This window comes from Winogradskyella sp. (genome assembly GCF_028289625.1).
In the GTDB taxonomy this organism is placed as follows: Bacteria; Bacteroidota; Bacteroidia; order Flavobacteriales; family Flavobacteriaceae; genus Winogradskyella.
On the sequence record NZ_JANQOM010000020.1, the window covers coordinates 12,522 to 31,427 of the forward strand.

Annotated in this window: 17 protein-coding genes; 4 read left to right on the forward strand and 13 right to left on the reverse strand. The window is 35.3% G+C overall.

Annotation, left to right across the window (positions count from 1 at the left end):
- Positions 1-19 precede the first annotated feature (19 nt).
- Positions 20-769 (reverse strand): uroporphyrinogen-III synthase, encoded by a 750-nt coding sequence (locus tag Q0992_RS04160; RefSeq protein ID WP_299520943.1) that lies wholly within the window; start codon positions 767-769, stop codon positions 20-22.
- A 17-nt stretch (positions 770-786) separates the two neighbouring features.
- The gene (locus Q0992_RS04165; RefSeq protein ID WP_299520945.1) at positions 787-1,437 is read right to left on the reverse strand and encodes a DUF4271 domain-containing protein; all 651 of its coding nucleotides are present in this window, start codon (positions 1,435-1,437) and stop codon (positions 787-789) included.
- Between the two features lie 137 nt (positions 1,438-1,574).
- Here Q0992_RS04165 and Q0992_RS04170 point away from each other — a divergent pair, with 137 nt between their 5' ends.
- The 3 genes from Q0992_RS04170 to Q0992_RS04180 are packed head-to-tail and all read left to right on the forward strand — an operon-like array spanning position 1,575 to position 4,103.
- Complete coding sequence (locus tag Q0992_RS04170) at positions 1,575-2,300, forward strand: polyprenol monophosphomannose synthase (protein ID WP_299520947.1); 726 nt, start codon at positions 1,575-1,577, stop codon at positions 2,298-2,300.
- A gap of 4 nt (positions 2,301-2,304) precedes the next feature.
- A complete protein-coding gene (locus Q0992_RS04175; protein ID WP_299520949.1) occupies positions 2,305-3,648 on the forward strand; it encodes a dihydroorotase in 1,344 nt (447 codons plus the stop codon).
- A 23-nt stretch (positions 3,649-3,671) separates the two neighbouring features.
- On the forward strand, positions 3,672-4,103 hold the full coding sequence (locus Q0992_RS04180; protein WP_299520951.1) for a DUF4296 domain-containing protein: 432 nt from the start codon (positions 3,672-3,674) through the stop codon (positions 4,101-4,103).
- Here Q0992_RS04180 and Q0992_RS04185 read toward each other — a convergent pair.
- Positions 4,100-5,125: an NAD-dependent epimerase/dehydratase family protein gene (locus Q0992_RS04185; protein WP_299520953.1), complete on the reverse strand. Its 1,026-nt coding sequence runs from the start codon at positions 5,123-5,125 to the stop codon at positions 4,100-4,102. The genes Q0992_RS04180 and Q0992_RS04185 overlap by 4 nt on opposite strands.
- A 148-nt stretch (positions 5,126-5,273) precedes the next feature.
- Between Q0992_RS04185 and tyrS the strand changes: the two genes are divergently transcribed.
- Positions 5,274-6,572: a tyrosine--tRNA ligase gene (tyrS, locus tag Q0992_RS04190; protein ID WP_299520955.1), complete on the forward strand. Its 1,299-nt coding sequence runs from the start codon at positions 5,274-5,276 to the stop codon at positions 6,570-6,572.
- A gap of 78 nt (positions 6,573-6,650) precedes the next feature.
- On the opposite strand, the gene Q0992_RS04195 is transcribed toward tyrS, so the two are convergent.
- The 10 genes from Q0992_RS04195 to Q0992_RS04240 form a co-directional block, all read right to left on the reverse strand.
- Positions 6,651-7,094, reverse strand: a complete 444-nt coding sequence (locus Q0992_RS04195) for a YHS domain-containing (seleno)protein (protein WP_299520957.1) — start codon at positions 7,092-7,094, stop codon at positions 6,651-6,653.
- Positions 7,095-7,138: 44 nt separating this feature from the next.
- Positions 7,139-8,119, reverse strand: a complete 981-nt coding sequence (locus Q0992_RS04200) for an acyl transferase (RefSeq protein WP_299520959.1) — start codon at positions 8,117-8,119, stop codon at positions 7,139-7,141.
- A 71-nt stretch (positions 8,120-8,190) separates the two neighbouring features.
- The gene (locus Q0992_RS04205) at positions 8,191-9,342 is read right to left on the reverse strand and encodes a T9SS type A sorting domain-containing protein (RefSeq protein WP_299520961.1); all 1,152 of its coding nucleotides are present in this window, start codon (positions 9,340-9,342) and stop codon (positions 8,191-8,193) included.
- Entirely contained in the window at positions 9,342-10,616 is a 1,275-nt protein-coding gene (locus Q0992_RS04210) for a hypothetical protein (RefSeq protein WP_299520963.1), read from the reverse strand. The genes Q0992_RS04205 and Q0992_RS04210 overlap by 1 nt, the downstream gene beginning before the upstream one ends.
- A gap of 20 nt (positions 10,617-10,636) precedes the next feature.
- Positions 10,637-12,166: a M14 family metallocarboxypeptidase gene (locus tag Q0992_RS04215; protein WP_299520965.1), complete on the reverse strand. Its 1,530-nt coding sequence runs from the start codon at positions 12,164-12,166 to the stop codon at positions 10,637-10,639.
- A gap of 1 nt (position 12,167) precedes the next feature.
- Positions 12,168-13,550 carry a porin gene (locus Q0992_RS04220; protein WP_299520967.1) on the reverse strand — a complete coding sequence of 461 codons (1,383 nt, stop codon included), beginning with the start codon at positions 13,548-13,550 and terminating at the stop codon, positions 12,168-12,170.
- 16 nt (positions 13,551-13,566) lie between these two features.
- The gene (iadA, locus tag Q0992_RS04225; protein ID WP_299520969.1) at positions 13,567-14,712 is read right to left on the reverse strand and encodes a beta-aspartyl-peptidase; all 1,146 of its coding nucleotides are present in this window, start codon (positions 14,710-14,712) and stop codon (positions 13,567-13,569) included.
- A 1-nt stretch (position 14,713) separates the two neighbouring features.
- Positions 14,714-16,075 carry a C4-dicarboxylate transporter DcuC gene (gene dcuC / locus Q0992_RS04230; RefSeq protein ID WP_299520970.1) on the reverse strand — a complete coding sequence of 454 codons (1,362 nt, stop codon included), beginning with the start codon at positions 16,073-16,075 and terminating at the stop codon, positions 14,714-14,716.
- A 16-nt stretch (positions 16,076-16,091) separates the two neighbouring features.
- Complete coding sequence (locus Q0992_RS04235; protein WP_299520972.1) at positions 16,092-17,096, reverse strand: lamin tail domain-containing protein; 1,005 nt, start codon at positions 17,094-17,096, stop codon at positions 16,092-16,094.
- Positions 17,097-17,244: 148 nt separating this feature from the next.
- The gene (locus tag Q0992_RS04240) at positions 17,245-18,900 is read right to left on the reverse strand and encodes a lamin tail domain-containing protein (RefSeq protein WP_299520974.1); all 1,656 of its coding nucleotides are present in this window, start codon (positions 18,898-18,900) and stop codon (positions 17,245-17,247) included.
- Positions 18,901-18,906: the final 6 nt, after the last annotated feature.

Sequence of the window (18,906 nt, forward strand, 5' to 3'; positions counted from 1 at the left end):
TGTTTTCAAGTAAACCTAATTACTTTCCTTTATTTACAGCGTCAATATACTTCTGTAATGCCATAGTCATTGATGGCGTTTCAGGGGTTGGTGCCGCAATATCTACACGAAGTCCTTTTTCCTTAACCGCTTTAACCGTTGTATTACCAAACACAGCAATACGTGTATCATTTTGTTTAAAGTCTGGGAAATTATGGAATAGAGACTCTATACCTGATGGGCTAAAAAACACTAGAATATCGTAGTAAACGTCTGCCAAATCCGATAAATCACTAATTACGGTTTTATAGAATGTGGCTTGTTTCCAGTTAACGCCCAAATTATCCAAAGTTTCTGGGATAATTGGTTTTACCTTGTCTGTAGTAGGTAATAAAAAGGTCTCATCCTTGTATTTTTTAATTAAAGGTGTAAGATCTCCAAAAGTACGTTTGCCCACATAGATTTTACGCTTTCTGTAGACAACGTATTTCTGTAAGTAGTAGGCAACGGCTTCAGATTGGCAGAAATACTTCATGGTATCTGGTACCTTAAAACGCATTTCGTCTGCAATTCTAAAGAAATGATCCACAGAATTTCTGCTGGTTAAAATAATCGCAGTAAACTTACTGAGATCGATTTTTTGTTGTCTAATTTCTTTTGCTGAAACACCCTCTACATGAATAAAAGGTCTGAAGTCAACTTTAACTTTTTGCTTTTCCTGTAAGTCAAAGTATGGAGAGTTCTCTATTTTAGGCTCTGGCTGTGATACTAAAATCGTTTTCACTTTCATAGGTAAACCTCTTTGTTTTAAGCATTATACTCTCTAATTACCTTATATAAAAGCACATAAGGCGCAATTTCGAGAGCGCAAAGATACAACAAAAAATAGAAATAATTGGGATTTATTATTTTTTGATAGTTTTTAAATGAAGTTGCAAAGCCAATAAGGTTTATTAAGCAAATCAAAGAAAAAGATACAATTATGATAATTTTTGAATAATTCGAAGTGTATAATAACAAAAGGTTGGCAGGTAACAAGATAAACCCTGAGTAGTTAAGGAATGTGATTTTTTGAAACAGGTATCCATCCACAATACTATCTATTTCAAAGAGACTACCAATGAGTCGTTCTAATAGTGTTTTGATAATGACAATGACCGCAACTGCAAAGAATAATTTCAGAAAAAAGACCAATTCAAACGCTAAGGGAGAAATAAAAGTTGAATAGCTAAAATACAGGAATATACTTCCCGAAAATGCTAGATTAAGAAACAGGAAACCATCAAAAGGATCGATGAACTTTTGATCTTTACTGTAAATCTTCAAATATTTGGAATTGCCTATTACTGATAAAAAATCATTAAAGCGCAATGTATTTAGATATTTGGCGATTGTTATGGCAACTATTCCCAAAATCGTGAATACCGTAAACCACTCGTAAGTAATAAAATTCCGCATAATTGCTAAATTATAAAGAAAAAAAAGGGTAACATAATTAAAATCTTAATAATCCTATAACAGGTTAGAATCCATTAAAAACTTTACATTTGCTGGAAATTCTATCTGCAACATTATCTTGCTATAAAAGTTTATAAATGTCCGACGCACTAGTCATCATTCCTACTTATAATGAAATTGAAAACATTGAAGCCATTATTAGGTCTGTGTTTTCACAAGAAAAAGTATTTCATGTTTTGGTAGTAGATGATAATTCGCCAGATAAAACTGCTGAAAAGGTTAAGACGATACAAAGTGAGTTTTCAGATCAGTTGTTTTTATTAGAACGCAATAAAAAAGAAGGTTTAGGAAGGGCTTATATCGTTGGATTTAAATGGGCCTTGGAGAAATCCTATGACTATATCTTTGAAATGGATGCCGATTTTTCTCATAATCCAGATGACTTAATTAAATTGTATGAAGCCTGTGCTGAAGTAGGTGCTGATGTTTCGGTAGGTTCAAGATATGTAGAAGGTATTACGGTTGTTAATTGGCCGTTGTCTAGAATTTTGTTGTCTTATGGAGCGTCTAGATACGTGCGTTTTATAACAGGAATGAAGCTTAAAGATTCCACAGCAGGATTTATATGCTATAAAAGAAAAGTGCTAGAAACCATAGATTTAAATAAAGTAAGATTTATAGGCTATGCGTTTCAAATTGAAATGAAATTTAAAGCGTATAAAAAAGGGTTTCAAATTATTGAAATTCCTGTTATTTTTAAGGATAGAATTAAAGGAAAATCAAAAATGAGCAGCAGTATTATCTCTGAAGCCATTTTTGGGGTTATTAGTTTAAAATTAAAAAGCTTATTTACCAAGTCGTAAAAACATGAAAGGACATACCCTCATTAAAAATGCCAAGATAGTTAACGAAGGTAAAACTATTGAAGGTGATATTCTCATTGAGAACGATATTATTAAGGAAGTAGATACGTCGATTAGTGTAAAATCAGCCGATATGACGGTCATTGATGCAGAAGGCAATTATGTGTTGCCTGGTATGATTGATGATCAGGTACATTTTAGAGAACCAGGACTTACTCATAAGGCAGATATTGAGACAGAATCAAAAGCCGCTTTAGCTGGTGGTATTACGTCTTTTATAGAAATGCCTAATACCAATCCGCAAACTACAACAGTTGAAAAATTAGAAGAAAAGTTCGCCATAGCTTCAAAAGCATCACATGCTAATTATTCCTTTATGTTTGGTGGCACTAATGATAATTTAGATGAAATTCTGAAAGTAGATACTAAAACAGTTGCTGGACTTAAAATATTTCTTGGGTCTTCTACGGGTAATATGTTAGTGGATGACCCTAAAGTGCTCGAAAATATATTTTCAAATACGGATCTGGTAATCTCAGTACATTGTGAGGATGAAGGCACTATCAGAAAAAACTTAGCAAAATATAAAGCAGAATATGGGGATGATATTCCTATGGAATTGCACCCTATTATTAGAAGTGAAGAAGCTTGCTATTTATCATCATCTAAAGCTATTGAACTGGCTAAAAAAACTGGTGCCAGACTGCACGTCTTCCATTTGTCTACTGGGAAGGAAACCAATTTATTCACCAATAAAATTCCATTAAAAGATAAGAAGATTACATCCGAAGTTTGTATTCACCATTTATGGTTTTCAGATGAAGATTATGCTAAAAAAGGAAGCCATATTAAGTGGAATCCAGCCGTAAAGACTTCAAAAGACAGAACGCAACTTCTTGAGGCACTGTTAGACAATAGAATAGACGTTATTGCTACGGACCATGCTCCTCATACCATCGAAGAAAAGAGTAATCCCTACACAAGTGCTCCATCTGGCGGACCGTTAGTACAACACGCATTAGTTGCTCTACTAGAGATGTGTCACCAAGGAAAAATATCAATAGAAAAAATCGTTGAAAAAGCTTGTCATAATCCGGCAATATTATTTGATGTCGAAAAAAGAGGTTATATAAAGGAAGGTTATTTTGCCGACTTGGTTATTGTGGATTTAAATAATCCTTGGACCGTAAATAAAAGCAATATTTTATATAAATGTGGATGGTCTCCTTTTGAAGGGAATACCTTTAGAAGTAGAATAACACACACCTTTATTAATGGTCAGCTAGCCTATAACAATTTTAAGGTTTTAGACGTTAAAGCAGGACGACGATTAACTTTTAATAGATAATGAACCGAATCTTAAGTATTTTATTGGGATTTTTTTTTCTGTTTTTTGCTTGTGAAGATAAAAACAAACCCAAAAAACCACAAAATCTCATTCCAAAAGATCAAATGGAAAAGATTATATATGATCTTTATATAATTACTTCAGCAAAAGGCGTTAATAAAAAAGTATTAGAAGAAAATAATATCATACCAGAGACTTATATATTGACCAAACACAATATAGATAGCTTGCAATTTGCAGAGAGCAATGACTATTATGCATTTGATTCTGAAGGGTATAAAATAATTATTGATAATGTAAAGAAAAGGCTTCAGGAGGAAAAGGAATACTTTGAAGAACTACAAAAAAAGGAAGCAAAGGCTACAAAACGCAGAAGAGATTCCATAAGCAAAGTCAATAGTAAGATAAAAAAAGATTCAATAGTAAAAACAAAAAAATTAACACCAATAAACTAGCCTTGATTTTTAAGGTCTTTTAAGTATGAGCTACAAACTTCATTAATGGATTGGTCTACAGGCTTAAACTTAAAACCTATGGTATTTTTAAGTTTGGAATTATCATATTTTGTAATGCTTGTGGCAGATTTTGCAGTTTGTTTGGAGAGACTGCGTCGTGTGTTAAAAAGCTTATGTTTTAACCAGTCTAGTCGCCATGCTAAATTTAGCAACCATGGTTTTGCTTCTTTTTTAGGTGGAACAGCATTTAATGCTTTTGCCACTCTATATTGAAAGTCTTTGAAGCTAAGGTTTTCAGATACTAAAATAAAACGTTCATTTTTAATATCGGTTTTCATGAGTTGAACCATAGCGTTAACAACATCAAAAACATCGACATAACCAACAATACCAGTAACATAATAGCGCATACCGTTATTGATTTGCCTAAATAGATTGCCACTACTTCCGCCTTTCCAATAACCAGCCCCAAGAATGATTCCTGGATTTACAACTATAGCATCAATACCTTCTTGTGCTCCACGCCACACTTCGAGTTCGGCACCATATTTAGTAATAGCGTACACACTATTGTCTCCTTCAGGATTCCAAGCAGTTTGCTCATCAATAAGTTCTTCCGGGTTTTCCTCATGCCCAATGGCTGCAATTGAGCTTATGTAGCATAACTTATCTATGGAGTGACTAATACACAAGTTGACAATGTTGGCAGTACCTTGAATATTTATTTTACGTAAAAGATGATATTTATCGGGCTCAAAAGAGACAAATGCTGCACAATGATAAACGTGTGTTACATCCTTAAAGGCCTTTTGAAGTTGAGGAATATCATTAATGTCGGCTTTTACCCAATTTATGCTATTAAATAGAGATTCAGACTCCTCAGAAAAATAAGAAAATACATGAGAAACACGTTGTAATGTCTTTTCTCTTCTGTAAGTAGCACGGACATGTTCGCCATTGCTCACCAACTTAAAAAGTAGATGGGCACCAACTAAGCCTGTTCCTCCCGTAACTAATATCATCTCTTAATCTTGATTAAAATAAAACTAGGCTACTAAGCCTTCCTTTGTCGGCAGACCGGCGTAACCGAAGTAAAATTACGTTAAAATTGTCTTTTGTCTTTTAAAGTGGAAACATATCTTTGCTCACATCAAATTACACAAGTTTACAATGAATAAGAATTTTGTTGAAGAATTGCAATGGAGAGGCATGTTACATCAAAGTATGCCAGGAGTAGAAGAACATCTATCAGAAGCGATGCGAAGTGCTTACGTGGGCTTTGATCCAACGGCAGATTCTTTACATATTGGTAATTTGGTACCTATAATGTTGCTTGCTCATTATCAACGTTGCGGCCATAAACCGGTAGCTTTGGTTGGTGGAGCCACAGGGATGATTGGAGACCCTTCTGGGAAGTCTAGTGAGCGTAATCTTTTAGACGAAAATACCCTGCGCCATAACCAAGAAGCCATAAAGAAACAACTATCCCATTTCTTGGATTTTGAAAGTAATGATGCAAACGCAGCAGTCTTAGTAAACAATTATGATTGGATGAAAGAGTTTTCATTTTTAGAATTTATTCGAGATGTCGGTAAACATATCACGGTAAATTACATGATGGCCAAAGACTCTGTGAAAAATCGAATTTCTGGTGAATCTACCAATGAGGGTATGAGTTTTACTGAATTTACCTATCAGTTGGTTCAAGGCTATGACTTTTTACATTTATACAAAACAAACAACTGTACCATTCAAATGGGAGGAAGTGATCAATGGGGAAACATCACCACTGGCACGGAGCTCATAAGACGTATTGGTAGCGGAAAAGGTTATGCTATTACATGTCCATTAATTACAAAAAGTGATGGCTCTAAATTTGGAAAGTCCGAAGGAGGAAATGTATGGCTAGATGCTAAAAGAACATCACCTTATAAATTCTATCAATATTGGCTGAATTCAAGTGATGAGGATGCAGAGAAGTATATCAAAATATTTACGTTTCTAGAAGAAGACCAGATTAATGACATTATATCTCAACATGCAGAAGCCCCTCATTTAAGAATACTTCAGAAGCGATTAGCTGAAGAAATCACGACTATGGTGCATTCTAAGGAAGATTTTGAAAATGCTGAGAAAGCTTCAAATATTTTATTCAGTAAATCATTTAAGGACGATATAAAAACTTTGGATGAGGCTACATTTTTGGATGTTTTTGAAGGAGTTCCACAGGCACATATTTCACAGTCAGAGTTTGAAGAAGGCTTGGATATGATTGGAGCCCTAGCTGCTAAAACAGGATTTTTAAATTCTAATGGCGAAGCGCGTAGAGCTTTAAAGGAAAATTCAGTTTCCGTGAATAAAGAAAAGGTAAAAGAAGACTACAAATTGTCTCCTGAAGATTTAATTAATGGTAGTTATATCATTCTAAATAAAGGTAGAAAGAATACTTATATCATTAAGGTGGTATAAAAAAGTGCCCAAAATCTCTTTTGGGCACATCTAACCAATCAATCATGAGGCTAAAATTAATTCTTCTTTTTCATAGAATTAACCAAACTTAATAGCCTCCCAATGTTTGTCGGCTTGTTTCTGTAAACCTTTCACATCGTTTTTCTGCCATTTTTTTAAGGTGTTATTTCCCCAAGAATTGTAGAACAAATAAAGCTTCCCATCCCTTATTTCAAAGGTCTTTGGGTTAATATCAACTTTTTTTGAACTTGTAGCAATGGCATAAGCACAATAGCCTCCATATTGCGGAATATATTTCGTTGGGTTCTCTAAAAACGTATTCAGATTTTTTTGGGAACTAAACCTAAATTTTATACCATCATAAGTAGTGGAAAATTGTTTTACTCCTGTTTTGGCTTCATGATTAAAATACGCAACAACATCGTAGCCTTTGGCAATAAAGCCACCTTTTGTATTGTAATCTGTAGTTTGAGAATAAATAGCTGTAGAAGTAACTAGCCAGATGAGAAATGCATATTTCATAAGGATACTCTGTTTCTAGTCTAAGTCGAAGAATTTAATAAGACTTACAATGCCATTAGATTACAGCCGCGAATATCTGAATTATCGAATCTGCCAATCACCTCAAATTGTCCATTTTCATAGACCTTCCCTAAATCTTGTGTAGCAATGAATGTACACGAATTTATATTGGCCAGGTCAATGACATTAATACCACCAGTTTTATGGGGTTGCTGTATAGAAAAAGGATCTTCGGCATCTCTTGTAACGATTTTCATCCATGGTGGGCATTCAAAAATACCATGACCTTTAGAATAGGCTTGGCTTAAAAGTTCTGTCATACCATATTCGCTATGAATTTGATCGACACCAAAGCTAGATTTTAAAATTTCGTGTAGTTCTTGTCTGATGATTTCTTTTCGCCGTCCTTTCATACCGCCAGTTTCCATGACAATAGTATGTTTTAAGTTAAATTGGTTCTGTTCGGCCAAATCCAATAATGCAAAAGATACACCTATCAACAGCGTTTTTTGTTTTTTGGCTTCAAGTTGTTGAATGGTTTTTGCTAAATCATCAAGATTGTTGAGGAAAAAACCGCTTTCTGGATGTTTGGACTTAATGATTAAATCATCTACCATATAAATAAGTGAGGAACCCTTACGTTCTAAATAAGAAGGAAGTAAAGCCAAGACAGCATACTCCTCAATATGACCATAAAAATGATTAAAACCATTCAAATAGCTTTTTTCATAAAGGTTAATGTCCGTTATGTTGTGACTACTTGTTTTGGTTCCGGTTGTTCCTGAACTTGTAAATGTTTTTTCTATAGGATGATGTCCACTTAAAATCTGATGACTCTTAAAAAATTGAATAGGTAAAAATGGAATGTCTTCAATACATTTTATATCAGAAGGATGCTTGTATAATAAATCACAAAACGAGCGGTACACTGGGTTTTTTTCAAACTGAAATTTAAAGATATTGAGTGCCAAAGTCTCAAACTCCTTGCCCGTATTTATCTTAAAAATAGCATCGTTTGAAATCATTTGGTAAAAGTATAGAAAATAAAAAAGCGCAGCTAAATTTTAGCTGCGCTTTAAGTCTTATAAAATAATGCTTATCTAATTACTAACCTTTTAGTCGTAGAGGCATTATTTTGTGTAATTTTTACAATGTAAATACCAGATTTAAGATCAGAAACACTTAGTGTGTTATTGGTAAGCGTCTCATTTTTCACTTGCTTACCAAGGATATCAAAAACCTGCACATTCATAACATCACTTTTATTTGAAGTGATGGTTACTACTCCAGTATTTGTTGGGTTGGGGAAAATAGATAGGGTATTGCTATCAAATTCAGGTGTAGATAATAAAAATGGCATTAAATATTGTAAGGCGTCATTTGCCATGAGTTGGCCATCATGCCCTACGTTTGGGACTTCATGCTTTTCCCAATTAAAATCAACTCCAAGATTTCCAGCCACTGTTTGACTGGTATTGAAGAAGTACTGACCACGCTCTAATCTATGTAAGCCTTGTTGGTTATTCAATACGGTATTATCTCTGGGACCGCCAGGATCAGTACTTGGAACAGTGTCATCCTGACCTAAATGTATAATTATGTTATTTGAAAATGAAGATATTAAGTCAGATTGAGGTAGTTGACTATTTAAAATACCATAAGGATAATTAACAGATTCTTCAGGAACGGTATACCAACCTGCATTAGAACAAACAGCAACATTGATATTAGAGTTAGGCAGGTACATAAATAACCGATGTAAAAATTGTGCTCCTGCTGAATGCCCCCAGGCACTATAGCTTAATTGTGTGCCAGAAATATCAGTTTTAATATATTCAAATAAAGGGTCTAAAATTGAGCAGGTCCATTCGTTTTGATCGTTAAATGTTTCTGGACTTGGATTATCACCATCTTCAAAAATATTGGACATAATATAATTATCTCCCAAACCAGGGTAATTAGCGTTAGAGAATTGAGGGGCAAAAACCATGAAACCATTGCTATTTGCCATATTTACCCAATAATCTCGGTGCGTAGCACCATCTCTTGCTGCGCCATGGAATGACATTAGTATAGGCATGGTGGCTATATTACCCTCAGGAATATGATAAAAAACCTCAACCGGTGGTCGGTTTAAAGGAGGCTGTGGTGTAAAAGTAAATGAGCCTGTTGAATTTGCAGATAGATTCTGTCCAATACCACTCTGGTAGTAAATCAAAAAGGATATTAATATCTTGATTCTGTGCATTACAGGGCGATTTGGAATATTACTTCAAATTGGTTGAGATTTTCTCCAATAGATGGATTAACAATACTATATGATGCTTGTAATTTGAGATTGTTTCCGTAGAAATATTTTGTAAAACCAAAGGTAGTAGCATTATAATCGTTTAAAATAGAGGTGCTATTCTCAAATTCAGGGGTAGAAGCATTGTAGCTAAAGTCAAAACTGTAGCCATTCTTTGTAGTATAACCTAACTGCAAATTGTAACTATCGCCTAGCGCTAAGAATTCGCTTATTTGCTCAGGTGCCAGGATTTGAGTTGCATTTTCATCTATATAAACTTCATCTATACCAGTCGCAGAAGCGTTAGCATATTCGGCTAAAAATGAAAATCCTTTAAATTTAGCTAGAAAATCAATATATAATTGTCTGTAGTCTGGAAGACTTTGGTCACCATTAACATCGTAAAGGAAAAAATCACCATGACTTTCTCCTGTTGGTCCACTTGCACCATAATTTTCACTAGCGGCTGCACCTAAGACGAATTTAAGTTTGTCCTCCCTTTCTAAATCCGCACTTGTTAGCTCATTACCGGGTTTAAAGTAACCCAATGGGTATATGTCTAGGCGTCCACCTACTTTTAAGCCACCAATATCTGAGTCTCTAGAGTCTTCGCCAAATGAGTTACGTCCATCTCCAGAGGTTAAAGCTGCCATAGGCACAATACCGATTCCGCCAAACTCAAATCTAGATTCAACAAAAACACCAAACTCACGACCTGTTTCAGAAAGGTTTTGGCTTAAAAAACTTCTATTAACGAATTGCAATCTATCCTCGCGATAGAACATCTCACGATTATTAACAAAGGTTTGCTTTTGCCCGAAGCTGATTTTCACTTGCTCTACTGGTTCATAGGCCAACCAAGCATCCATTAGTGGATTAGAAAGGCTAAAGTCTAATTGAATAAAGAAAGATACTTTTTCTTTTAAAGCATTGCCATTAAACTGCAAGAAGGTGCGTTTGGATCTAAATTGATTGACATCGTCAAAACCTTCGGTACTTTCATTTAAAAATCCTGGTTGAATAAAACCTGTTACCCCAAACTGATAGGCACCTTCATTGAATGAAAAGTTTAAGCCACTACCTAATTCATAGCTTGCGTTATTCTTTGAGGTCTCAGTTTCTGTGCCTGGTTCTTCCTCTTGATATTCTTGTTGGGCATTCCCTGTAATAGTTAATCCAAAACAACAAATTAAAAATAGTAATTGAAAGGGTTTTATGTTTTGTAATCGTTTCATATCAATTTGGTTTATTCCTCTTAGTTAATTAACCTGTAAATAGGTAGTGTTTCTCCTTTATTGGTTTTAATGATACCAAAACTTACTAGGCTATTTGGAGCTTCTGGTTCTAGTATTTCTGGTACAATATTGGCTCTTCTTTGGTTCATATAAACCACTGCAGTACCTTTTGGAAAGTTAAGTTCTCCTTTCTTTAAATTTGTACTAACAGTTTGGAGCTTCATTTTCTCATATTTAAAAGGTTTAACACTGTAGTTATCGATGACATAAGATTCAACATTATAGACGCTATCATTTTCTAATAGTTCAACCTTTACACCAAGGATTTTTAGCTTATTAATTACATCCGTTTGGTTGGCATTAATAATATAGGCTTTAGGTCTTTTTCTTGTTAAAGTGGGAGTTGCTTTTTCAGCATCTCTTATGGTTAAATCAATTGTTATATATTCATTACGTTCTAAATCTATAAATGAAACGTCATCTTGGTATACGCCTCTTTCATACTCAACAACAATATTATTTTGTGCATCGTTTGCTTTTTCTATTTCATCCTTGATTAAGACCATGTTTTCAGTAGCAGTTTTGAGATAGGAAATAGCAATTAAAAATCCTGAATGCATTCTTCTTTTAAAAGATGTTTTCCCTATCCCTACACCCCTTATTTCGATTAAAGAAGAGATAGTATTTGTTAAAGCTGTATTTGTTGCAAATGACCTAGAGCTTATAGAACCTTGGTTGATATGTATTTCGCCCTCAACTTTAGTTGTTGAAATATATGGATGATGTTTATAGTTAAACATATCTAAACTTCTTCCGGCATTTTCAATGAATAAAGTCCTTGTTAGGTCTCTTAAATTTTTGGGGATATTGAGGTTGCTGCTGCACAAGAACATAACATCATACATATTAGTTACACCAAAGTCACTCATTTTGGTAAAATCCCTTCTGTAAGGTCTGTACTCATGAAAATCTACGGCTACGTCTGGATTAAAGTCAGAATATGCTTGTTTAAGAGCAACACTTTCTGGTGCCATAAGTTTTGTATGGTCTCTGTTGAGGTCCAATCCATTAGAAGAGTTCCTGTTATTTTTTAAAAACCCATCAATATTGGCCATAGGAACAATAGCTAAATCTAAATATTCAATTAATCTCTCATACGCCTTATCGTTTAATAAACGGTCAATTAAATACAGCATAGTCTCTGTACTAGCTGGCTCATTACCGTGCAGACCTCCTTGCATCCAAACTTTGATTTTATCTTTCCCGTTGGGAATATTGATATTTACCATAGGAATGTCTTTGCCTTTTTGGCTTTTTCCGATAAATGAAATCCTAATTTTATTGGGATGATTCGCTTTGGTCGAATTCAGAAATGCTATTAATTCTTTATAGTTGGTAAATCCTCTCTTTTTTTGAAGAGCAGGTGTTGTATTTAAAACCTCATCACTATCAGAGAAAAATGTTTTCGTTATTGTCTTAGTTTGTGGACTAAACTGAGCATAAGTCTTTATACTCAACGCTATACAGATTAAAATAATTAGATTCTTCATTTTAAAAGGCTACGGTTAGGATTAGTCTTAATAGTTGTTCTCCATTCGGTAGAGTATTACCATTATTATCAAATATTCCAAACTCACCTGCATTTATCCAAGTGTAAGAGGCCTGAATTTTTGCGCCATAATTTCTGGATAGATATTTACTCACACCAATGGTATAGTAATCAGGTCTGTTAAAGAATGTTGCATTGTTGAGAAAAGAAAAGGTGTCTGCGTTGATATGTGTATATCTTGCGTCTATTGAGATTCCATTTTTGAAAAGATAACCTGCCTGAATATTATATGCTTCACCTAGCATCAACTGGCGTTTTACATATTCTTGAGGCGTAAAATCTCTAAAGTCGTCTGAGGTTGGATTCACCCGTCCTCGAAATCGATCTGTTAAGACGTTAATATCATCACCAAATATGTCATTTCTTAAATTGATATCGTCTGCAATATCTGTTGCAAAACTTTTGTGGTACTCGCCAAGTATTGAAAATCCTTTGTATTTAAACAGAAAGTCAATGCCAAATTTCGCATAATCTGGCAAACGCTCTTCACCATCATCTAAAACGCCATTTCCGTTCGCATCATTCAAATAGACGATTCTTCCACTATTTCTTCCTCTTCTACTCGTAACACCATCATTATAATTACCGGTAAGACCGACAACAAGTTTGGGAGTCAATTCTCTCACGACATCAGCTTGTCTAAACTGCCCAAAATTAGTGAATAAGCCAAATGGTAAAAAATCTAAGCGTGCTCCATATTTAAGTCCACCTCTGTCATTTCCAAAGACATTAGCACCATCTCCGTTAGTGATAGTAAGATAAGGTTTAAGATACGTGCTTCCCCCTGTTCTAAATGTGCCTTTAGCAAATAGCCCAAACTCTCTAATACTCGCGAATGCCGAAGTCAATCTACTACGTTCAGGTAATTGAAGGGAATTGGAATTCATAAACAATTCTCGGTTATCGGTATAAGTGGCACGTTGACCAAAAATCAGTTCTATACGTCGTGTTATTTTATAGGAGATGTAGGCGTCTAGAAGAAAGTTTCTTGCATCGGTAACATCTCCTTCTCGCTGTGCTTCATCCTGTCCGGCCAAATCCACTTGTAGTCTATAACCAAATCTCTCATTTGCAGACTGGCCAGAAAACCTCAAACGCAGTCGGCGCATTCTAAATCTTGTGTCGCTAGGTTCGTCGGAATCTTCATAAATTTCTGTGTCCATAGAAGGCTGAATATACCCTTGTATTCTAAACGTACTGCCGTTAACATTAGTGAAATTATAACCCTCACCAAATGTATATGAGCTCAGTTTTGTGTTTTGAGCAAATTGGTCTGAGAAACTCAAAATGGCCAACATACTGAGAGTTATTTTAAAAATATTCATATTCATATTTTTATGCCTATAGTTCAAAATTTCCTTTTACTATAATTTCTTTATTCTCCATCATATGTTTTCCTTTAGCAAAAACATCTACAAGTTCAAGCTGGTTATTAAAACAGCATAAATCGGCATCATAACCTAAATCAACTTTTCCTTTGTGTTTTAATCCTAAATTTTTGGCTGGATTAACAGTTATTAGCTTAAAAGCCTCCTCTATAGGTATACCTCCTTGTTTAACAAGTGCTACCGTTTCCTTAAGATTTGTATCTATTGGAGCTTTTCGCACACCAATTGCTTCACCAGATTCACTAAACTTAGTAAGCCCAGCGTGTCCATCAGTACTAAAAGTCATTAAGTCTATTGACACTCCTTGATCTAAAGCATATAAAACAGCTTTGTAAGGATCTGTATATTTTGAAGCACCAGTGGTAATATCTATCATTCCGCCTAGTTTTGCAAAGGCTATAGCGTGTTCAAATAATTCTTTAGTTCGTCCAACATGAGTTGGTGAGATATGTTCTATCGGGAAATGGAATTTTTCAACCAATTCAAAAAGCAGATCCATTTTACTTGGTAAGTTACCTAAGTGAATATGTAAAATTCCTTTTTTATTAGCTATCATACCGCCAACTCTAATATCCCTTAATTTTCTTACGAGATCAGTAGCTGAAGGATACGAAGATCGTATATCACTTATAGCAATTTTACAGCCGAGAACTTTATCAATAAATATCATATCCCCTTGAATACTATCAGTGATAGTAACAGTATCCATTCCATAATATCCACTGAACATATAAGCTGATATCCCTTCTTGCTCAAGTGCACTTACCTTAGCATAAAGACTCCGGATATTTCTTGCGGTACCATCAGTGCCCAGTAAACTGCAAACAGTTGTGGTTCCACAAGCAATGAGTTCACTGAGTGTTACTTCGGGTGTCATTGAAGCAAAACCATCCTTTCCACCTGCACCTATAACATGAATGTGTTGATCAATAAGACCAGGTGTAGTTATTCTTCCTTTAGCATCATATACTTGCGCATCACTTTCAAAATGCGATAAATCATCTCCTATGGCAATTATCTTTTTATGTGCGATGAGAATATCTTTTTGTCCTTGAAATTCTGGACTATATAATTGAGTATGTTTTATGAGTTTAAGCATACTAAATAAAATGGGAGATTAACATAACTATAAGTGCTATAGATAAAGGAATCAAATTTCGTCTTACAATAGCTATTGTTGATACTTTTGCAATTTCCGCTGTGGCAATAATGACACCTGCAACTGGCGAAACCGTACGACCCATTGAAGCCGAAAGTTGCATTGGTAAGATAATGTCTACCGTATCTACACCAAGAGATTTTGAGATTTTTGGCACCAATGGACCAAAAGCAAAGAATGATGCGTTGCCGCTTCCCATTAGCATTGAGGCTAAGAAAATCATTAGGGTCATAACTACTCCAATTCCTATGGCTCCCAAGCCCATATTCTGGGCTAAATCCAGTAAACCTGATATGAATCCGAGACTTATTAACCCTTTGGCAAAAATATCTGCTGTTATAATTAAAGTAACGACAGATTTAAAAATGTTACCCATACCATTCCAAAATGTACTTAAAGAATTAAGAACCTGCTTTATACTTTTTGTTCTAATGAATTCAAAAAGCATTGCGATAAATAGACTAATAAACATAGCCGTTGTGGTATCTAGGGAAATGGGCGTGCTAAAAAGACTAAAAATCTCTGAAAAAACAATGAGTAAAATAATGGGTAAGACAGGGATTAATGCATAAATTAAGGGTGTCTTGGGTTTTATATCATTTTCATTACTCTCAATAGCCTCTAATTGTTCTTTTTTGTCATAGTATCTATTAACAATATAATACACAACCATCATAATAATACTTAGTGGCCAAACCAGAGGGATTTGATAATTAAGGAAAAATGGGATAGTGCCTATTCCAGAAATTTCTGTAGCACTTGCGGTAATTGCCGAGGCTGGCCCCATACCAAATGCGGTAGTCGCTGTGATTACCGAAACAGCTGAAAGACGACTAACGCCTAAATTGACCAATATCGGAAACAAGGATGCCATTAGCAAAAGGCTCAGTCCTGCTGCAGAAGGAATTGCAGTAAATAACACCTGACCAATAGGGATAACCATTGATGCAGCTATGTAAGGATGTTTTTTAAAGAGTTTTAAAGGTTTCATGGCAACATAAACCAATGTGTCTGAAGCACCAATTTTATCAATGTAAGCAACAAATCCGCCAATAGACATAATCATTAAACCAACACCAGCATTGGTTTTACTGAAGGATTCCTTGATATATCTAAACAAATTAAAACCAGGAAATCCAGTCGGATTCTTCAAATCTGGCATATTGAAGTTTAAAACCTGTGAGACAATGAGCATGGTTAAACCAGAAACTAACAATACGGCATGGGGATTGTACTTGTGAAGTAATAATCGTGCTGTTACAATCACAAAAGCTAATGACAATATTGGTCCCAAATAACTCATGTACTATAAATATTGGCTAAAAATCAGATCCGTCTAATTTGGTGCCTGGGGAAAATAAGGCCCCATTCGCTTCATCTACACTAGCATGTTGAACAAAGTCACCAGTAAGGTCAGGATTACGCGTGTAAGACTCATTAGGATTGTTCGATAAAGGCTCAATGTCAAATGTTAACACCACATTTCCGGAAGGATCGGCAATGGTCATAAAGTCTCCGGCATTACTCATGTTTAATAGCCCTTCTGAAGCAGTTTGAACTAAAGCACCACCAAAATTACCTGTGGGATTCCCACCTCCAAATAAAACTAGTACGCTATTTACTGGTAATATGGTTCCACTAGGAAAAGTATGTCTTAGCTGATCTGCATCAGAAACGGTGTAACCACTTAAATCCAATTCTGGTCCAGAATTAAAAAACTCTATAAATTCATCTTCGTTTGGATCTCTAGTGCCGTCACCATTAGCATCACCAGCTAAACCAGATTCTGGGTCGTAATTAACCTCATTAATTAAAAAACCTAAGAAAGGACATCCATTATTTTCAATTTCTCCAGCTTCGTCCGGGCATTCGTCGTTAGCGTCTAGGACACCGTCATTATCAGAGTCAGAATCGTCGTCTAGGACTTCAATAGTTATTGAGGATACTGTTAAAACCAAAAATTCATTAACATTGCCCAAGCTCAATTCTATTATTTCGGTACCTTCTATTTCCATATCTTGAATACCAGTAAAAGTCACACTTCCTGAAGTGTTACCAGCGTTTATGATGATTTCACTAGTGCTGATACTATAATCGGTATTTATTGTAGCTGCACCAGATAAGTTGATAGGAATACTAACAGAGTTTGGGGATTCTGCATTTAATGTAGCTGTTACTGTTAAAGAACCATTGTTTTCGCTCAAGCTTGTGCCATCGGACGATAGAGATAGTGCAGGTTTAATATCGTCAGTTGTGCAAGACCCTATTATAAGACCAATACAAAGAAGTCCGAAAAGTGTCTTTAATTTAGTTGTTGAATTCATAGGTTGAGAATTAGATGACCTATTTCAAAAATAGAATTTTAAATGTGGCTATACGGATACCAGTTTGTTTAAATACTAAATACCAATTAAAAAAAAGATAAAAAAAAGCGCCCTTTAAAAGGACGCTCTTTAATCTGTAATGACTCAATTATTCAATTATCAATTTTGTTGTTGATGTACGATCAGCAATTGTAACTTTCAATAAATATATACCTGTTCTCAAGTTTGAAACATCAAGGGTATTAGACGTTATAGCCGTCGATATAACATTTCTTCCCATAATATCAAATAACTGAATAGATTTAACACCTTCAATAGCAGATGTAATATTAATTACCCCAGAATTAACAGGATTTGGATAAATTGATAATTCGTCTCTTGTCAATTCTGTATTAGATAGTGAGGCCACAAATGGATAAACGCAGCTGCTATCAAAAATTGTATTACTTCCATCGGTACAATTAACACTACCATATATCCAACCCATTGGCCAAGTAGATCCAGGTGTATTTTTATATGCCCATGAATCTAAGTACTCCCAAGACTCACCAGTTCCATCAACATTTGGATCACCCATTTCTTCAACCAAGCTACCATTTTTAAATAGACCTATAGTATCATCTCCATTTTGTGTAACACTACTAGTCGCTAAGATTTGGTAATCGAATAAATTGTAGCCTGCTGTGGTAAAATAGTTTTCCATAGCAGTCAAATCTCTTGCTAATAAAATGTGTTCACCGGTTGAAACTGATATACTTGGAAAGTCGAAACTAGCACCATAGGTACCTCCGCCATTACTTACAACTGCGATACTGTATTCGCTCAAATCGGCAATGTTTGCTGTCGCCACAACATGTACAGCTTTTCCTGCAGATCCACCTTCAGGTACAGTAAAATCAATTACACCTTGTAATTCTAAATCAACGCTACCCGTAGGAATACAAACAGGAGTCGTAATATCTCTTGTCAATGTACATAAGCCACCATCTGCTGTATTATCAACAGTAATTGTAATATCAGTGCCCTCAGTAACGCCAGATATGGTTATTGTACCATCTGCAACTGCAGTAGGGTCATCACCACCTATGGTGAACCCGGTTGGACTAGTCGAAACTACAAACATTTCCCCTGTAGCTGCGCCTGTGTAAGCTAAAGTCACAGTATAAGTATCATCAGTTGCTCCTGGGTTGATAGTATCACAAGTTGCATTACTTGCGCCTAGATTAGCCTCACATGTTGCAGTACAAGTGTCATTTTGTGCTCCTGGCGTACCCAAGTCGCCACCACCAAAAGAAGAGGAAGAAAAACACCAATTTGAACCGTCATTATTGTCGGCTGTTGCAATAGTGAGTGTAGGGTCTAAAATAAGGCTGGTACCAGGGCCTTCATCTGGGAATCCATTTCCTGAACCATAATTTACTCTGTCAATTTCAACATCAGTTGGTGAGACCAAAACAATTTCATCATCACCATTTCCTAATGTAAAGACTCCGTCCCCATAACTGAAGTCTAGACTTACACCTCCATTGGAAGGGTCATTTGGTCCTCTACCTAATACAAAGTAACTATTAGCAGGTACAAGTAAGGTCGCAGAGAAAGTGTAAGAATCAGATCCGTCATCTCGTATAGTCCAGCCGTCCAAATCAATGGCACTTCCGGTAGTATTGTAAATTTCAAACCATTCGCCAACAGTATCGCTGACTGCATCAGAGTCATTCAAATACTCTGTGATTACTAAGTCGCCCGGGTTTTGACTAAAACCTATAAACGAGCTCAATAAAAATAAAATGTAAAGTTTTTTCATAAGATC

Excerpts from the sequence above, each read along its gene's own strand:
- Q0992_RS04160 (WP_299520943.1), bottom strand. The coding sequence starts at position 769 with ATGAAAGTGAAAACGATTTTAGTATCACAGCCAGAGCCTAAAATAGAG.
- Q0992_RS04165 (WP_299520945.1), bottom strand. The coding sequence starts at position 1,437 with ATGCGGAATTTTATTACTTACGAGTGGTTTACGGTATTCACGATTTTG.
- Q0992_RS04170 (WP_299520947.1), top strand. The coding sequence starts at position 1,575 with ATGTCCGACGCACTAGTCATCATTCCTACTTATAATGAAATTGAAAAC.
- Q0992_RS04175 (WP_299520949.1), top strand. The coding sequence starts at position 2,305 with ATGAAAGGACATACCCTCATTAAAAATGCCAAGATAGTTAACGAAGGT.
- Q0992_RS04185 (WP_299520953.1), bottom strand. The coding sequence starts at position 5,125 with ATGATATTAGTTACGGGAGGAACAGGCTTAGTTGGTGCCCATCTACTT.
- tyrS (WP_299520955.1), top strand. The coding sequence starts at position 5,274 with ATGAATAAGAATTTTGTTGAAGAATTGCAATGGAGAGGCATGTTACAT.
- Q0992_RS04195 (WP_299520957.1), bottom strand. The coding sequence starts at position 7,094 with ATGAAATATGCATTTCTCATCTGGCTAGTTACTTCTACAGCTATTTAT.
- Q0992_RS04200 (WP_299520959.1), bottom strand. The coding sequence starts at position 8,119 with ATGATTTCAAACGATGCTATTTTTAAGATAAATACGGGCAAGGAGTTT.
- Q0992_RS04205 (WP_299520961.1), bottom strand. The coding sequence starts at position 9,342 with ATGCACAGAATCAAGATATTAATATCCTTTTTGATTTACTACCAGAGT.
- Q0992_RS04210 (WP_299520963.1), bottom strand. The coding sequence starts at position 10,616 with ATGAAACGATTACAAAACATAAAACCCTTTCAATTACTATTTTTAATT.
- Q0992_RS04215 (WP_299520965.1), bottom strand. The coding sequence starts at position 12,166 with ATGAAGAATCTAATTATTTTAATCTGTATAGCGTTGAGTATAAAGACT.
- Q0992_RS04220 (WP_299520967.1), bottom strand. The coding sequence starts at position 13,550 with ATGAATATTTTTAAAATAACTCTCAGTATGTTGGCCATTTTGAGTTTC.
- iadA (WP_299520969.1), bottom strand. The coding sequence starts at position 14,712 with ATGCTTAAACTCATAAAACATACTCAATTATATAGTCCAGAATTTCAA.
- dcuC (WP_299520970.1), bottom strand. The coding sequence starts at position 16,075 with ATGAGTTATTTGGGACCAATATTGTCATTAGCTTTTGTGATTGTAACA.
- Q0992_RS04235 (WP_299520972.1), bottom strand. The coding sequence starts at position 17,096 with ATGAATTCAACAACTAAATTAAAGACACTTTTCGGACTTCTTTGTATT.
- Q0992_RS04240 (WP_299520974.1), bottom strand. The coding sequence starts at position 18,900 with ATGAAAAAACTTTACATTTTATTTTTATTGAGCTCGTTTATAGGTTTT.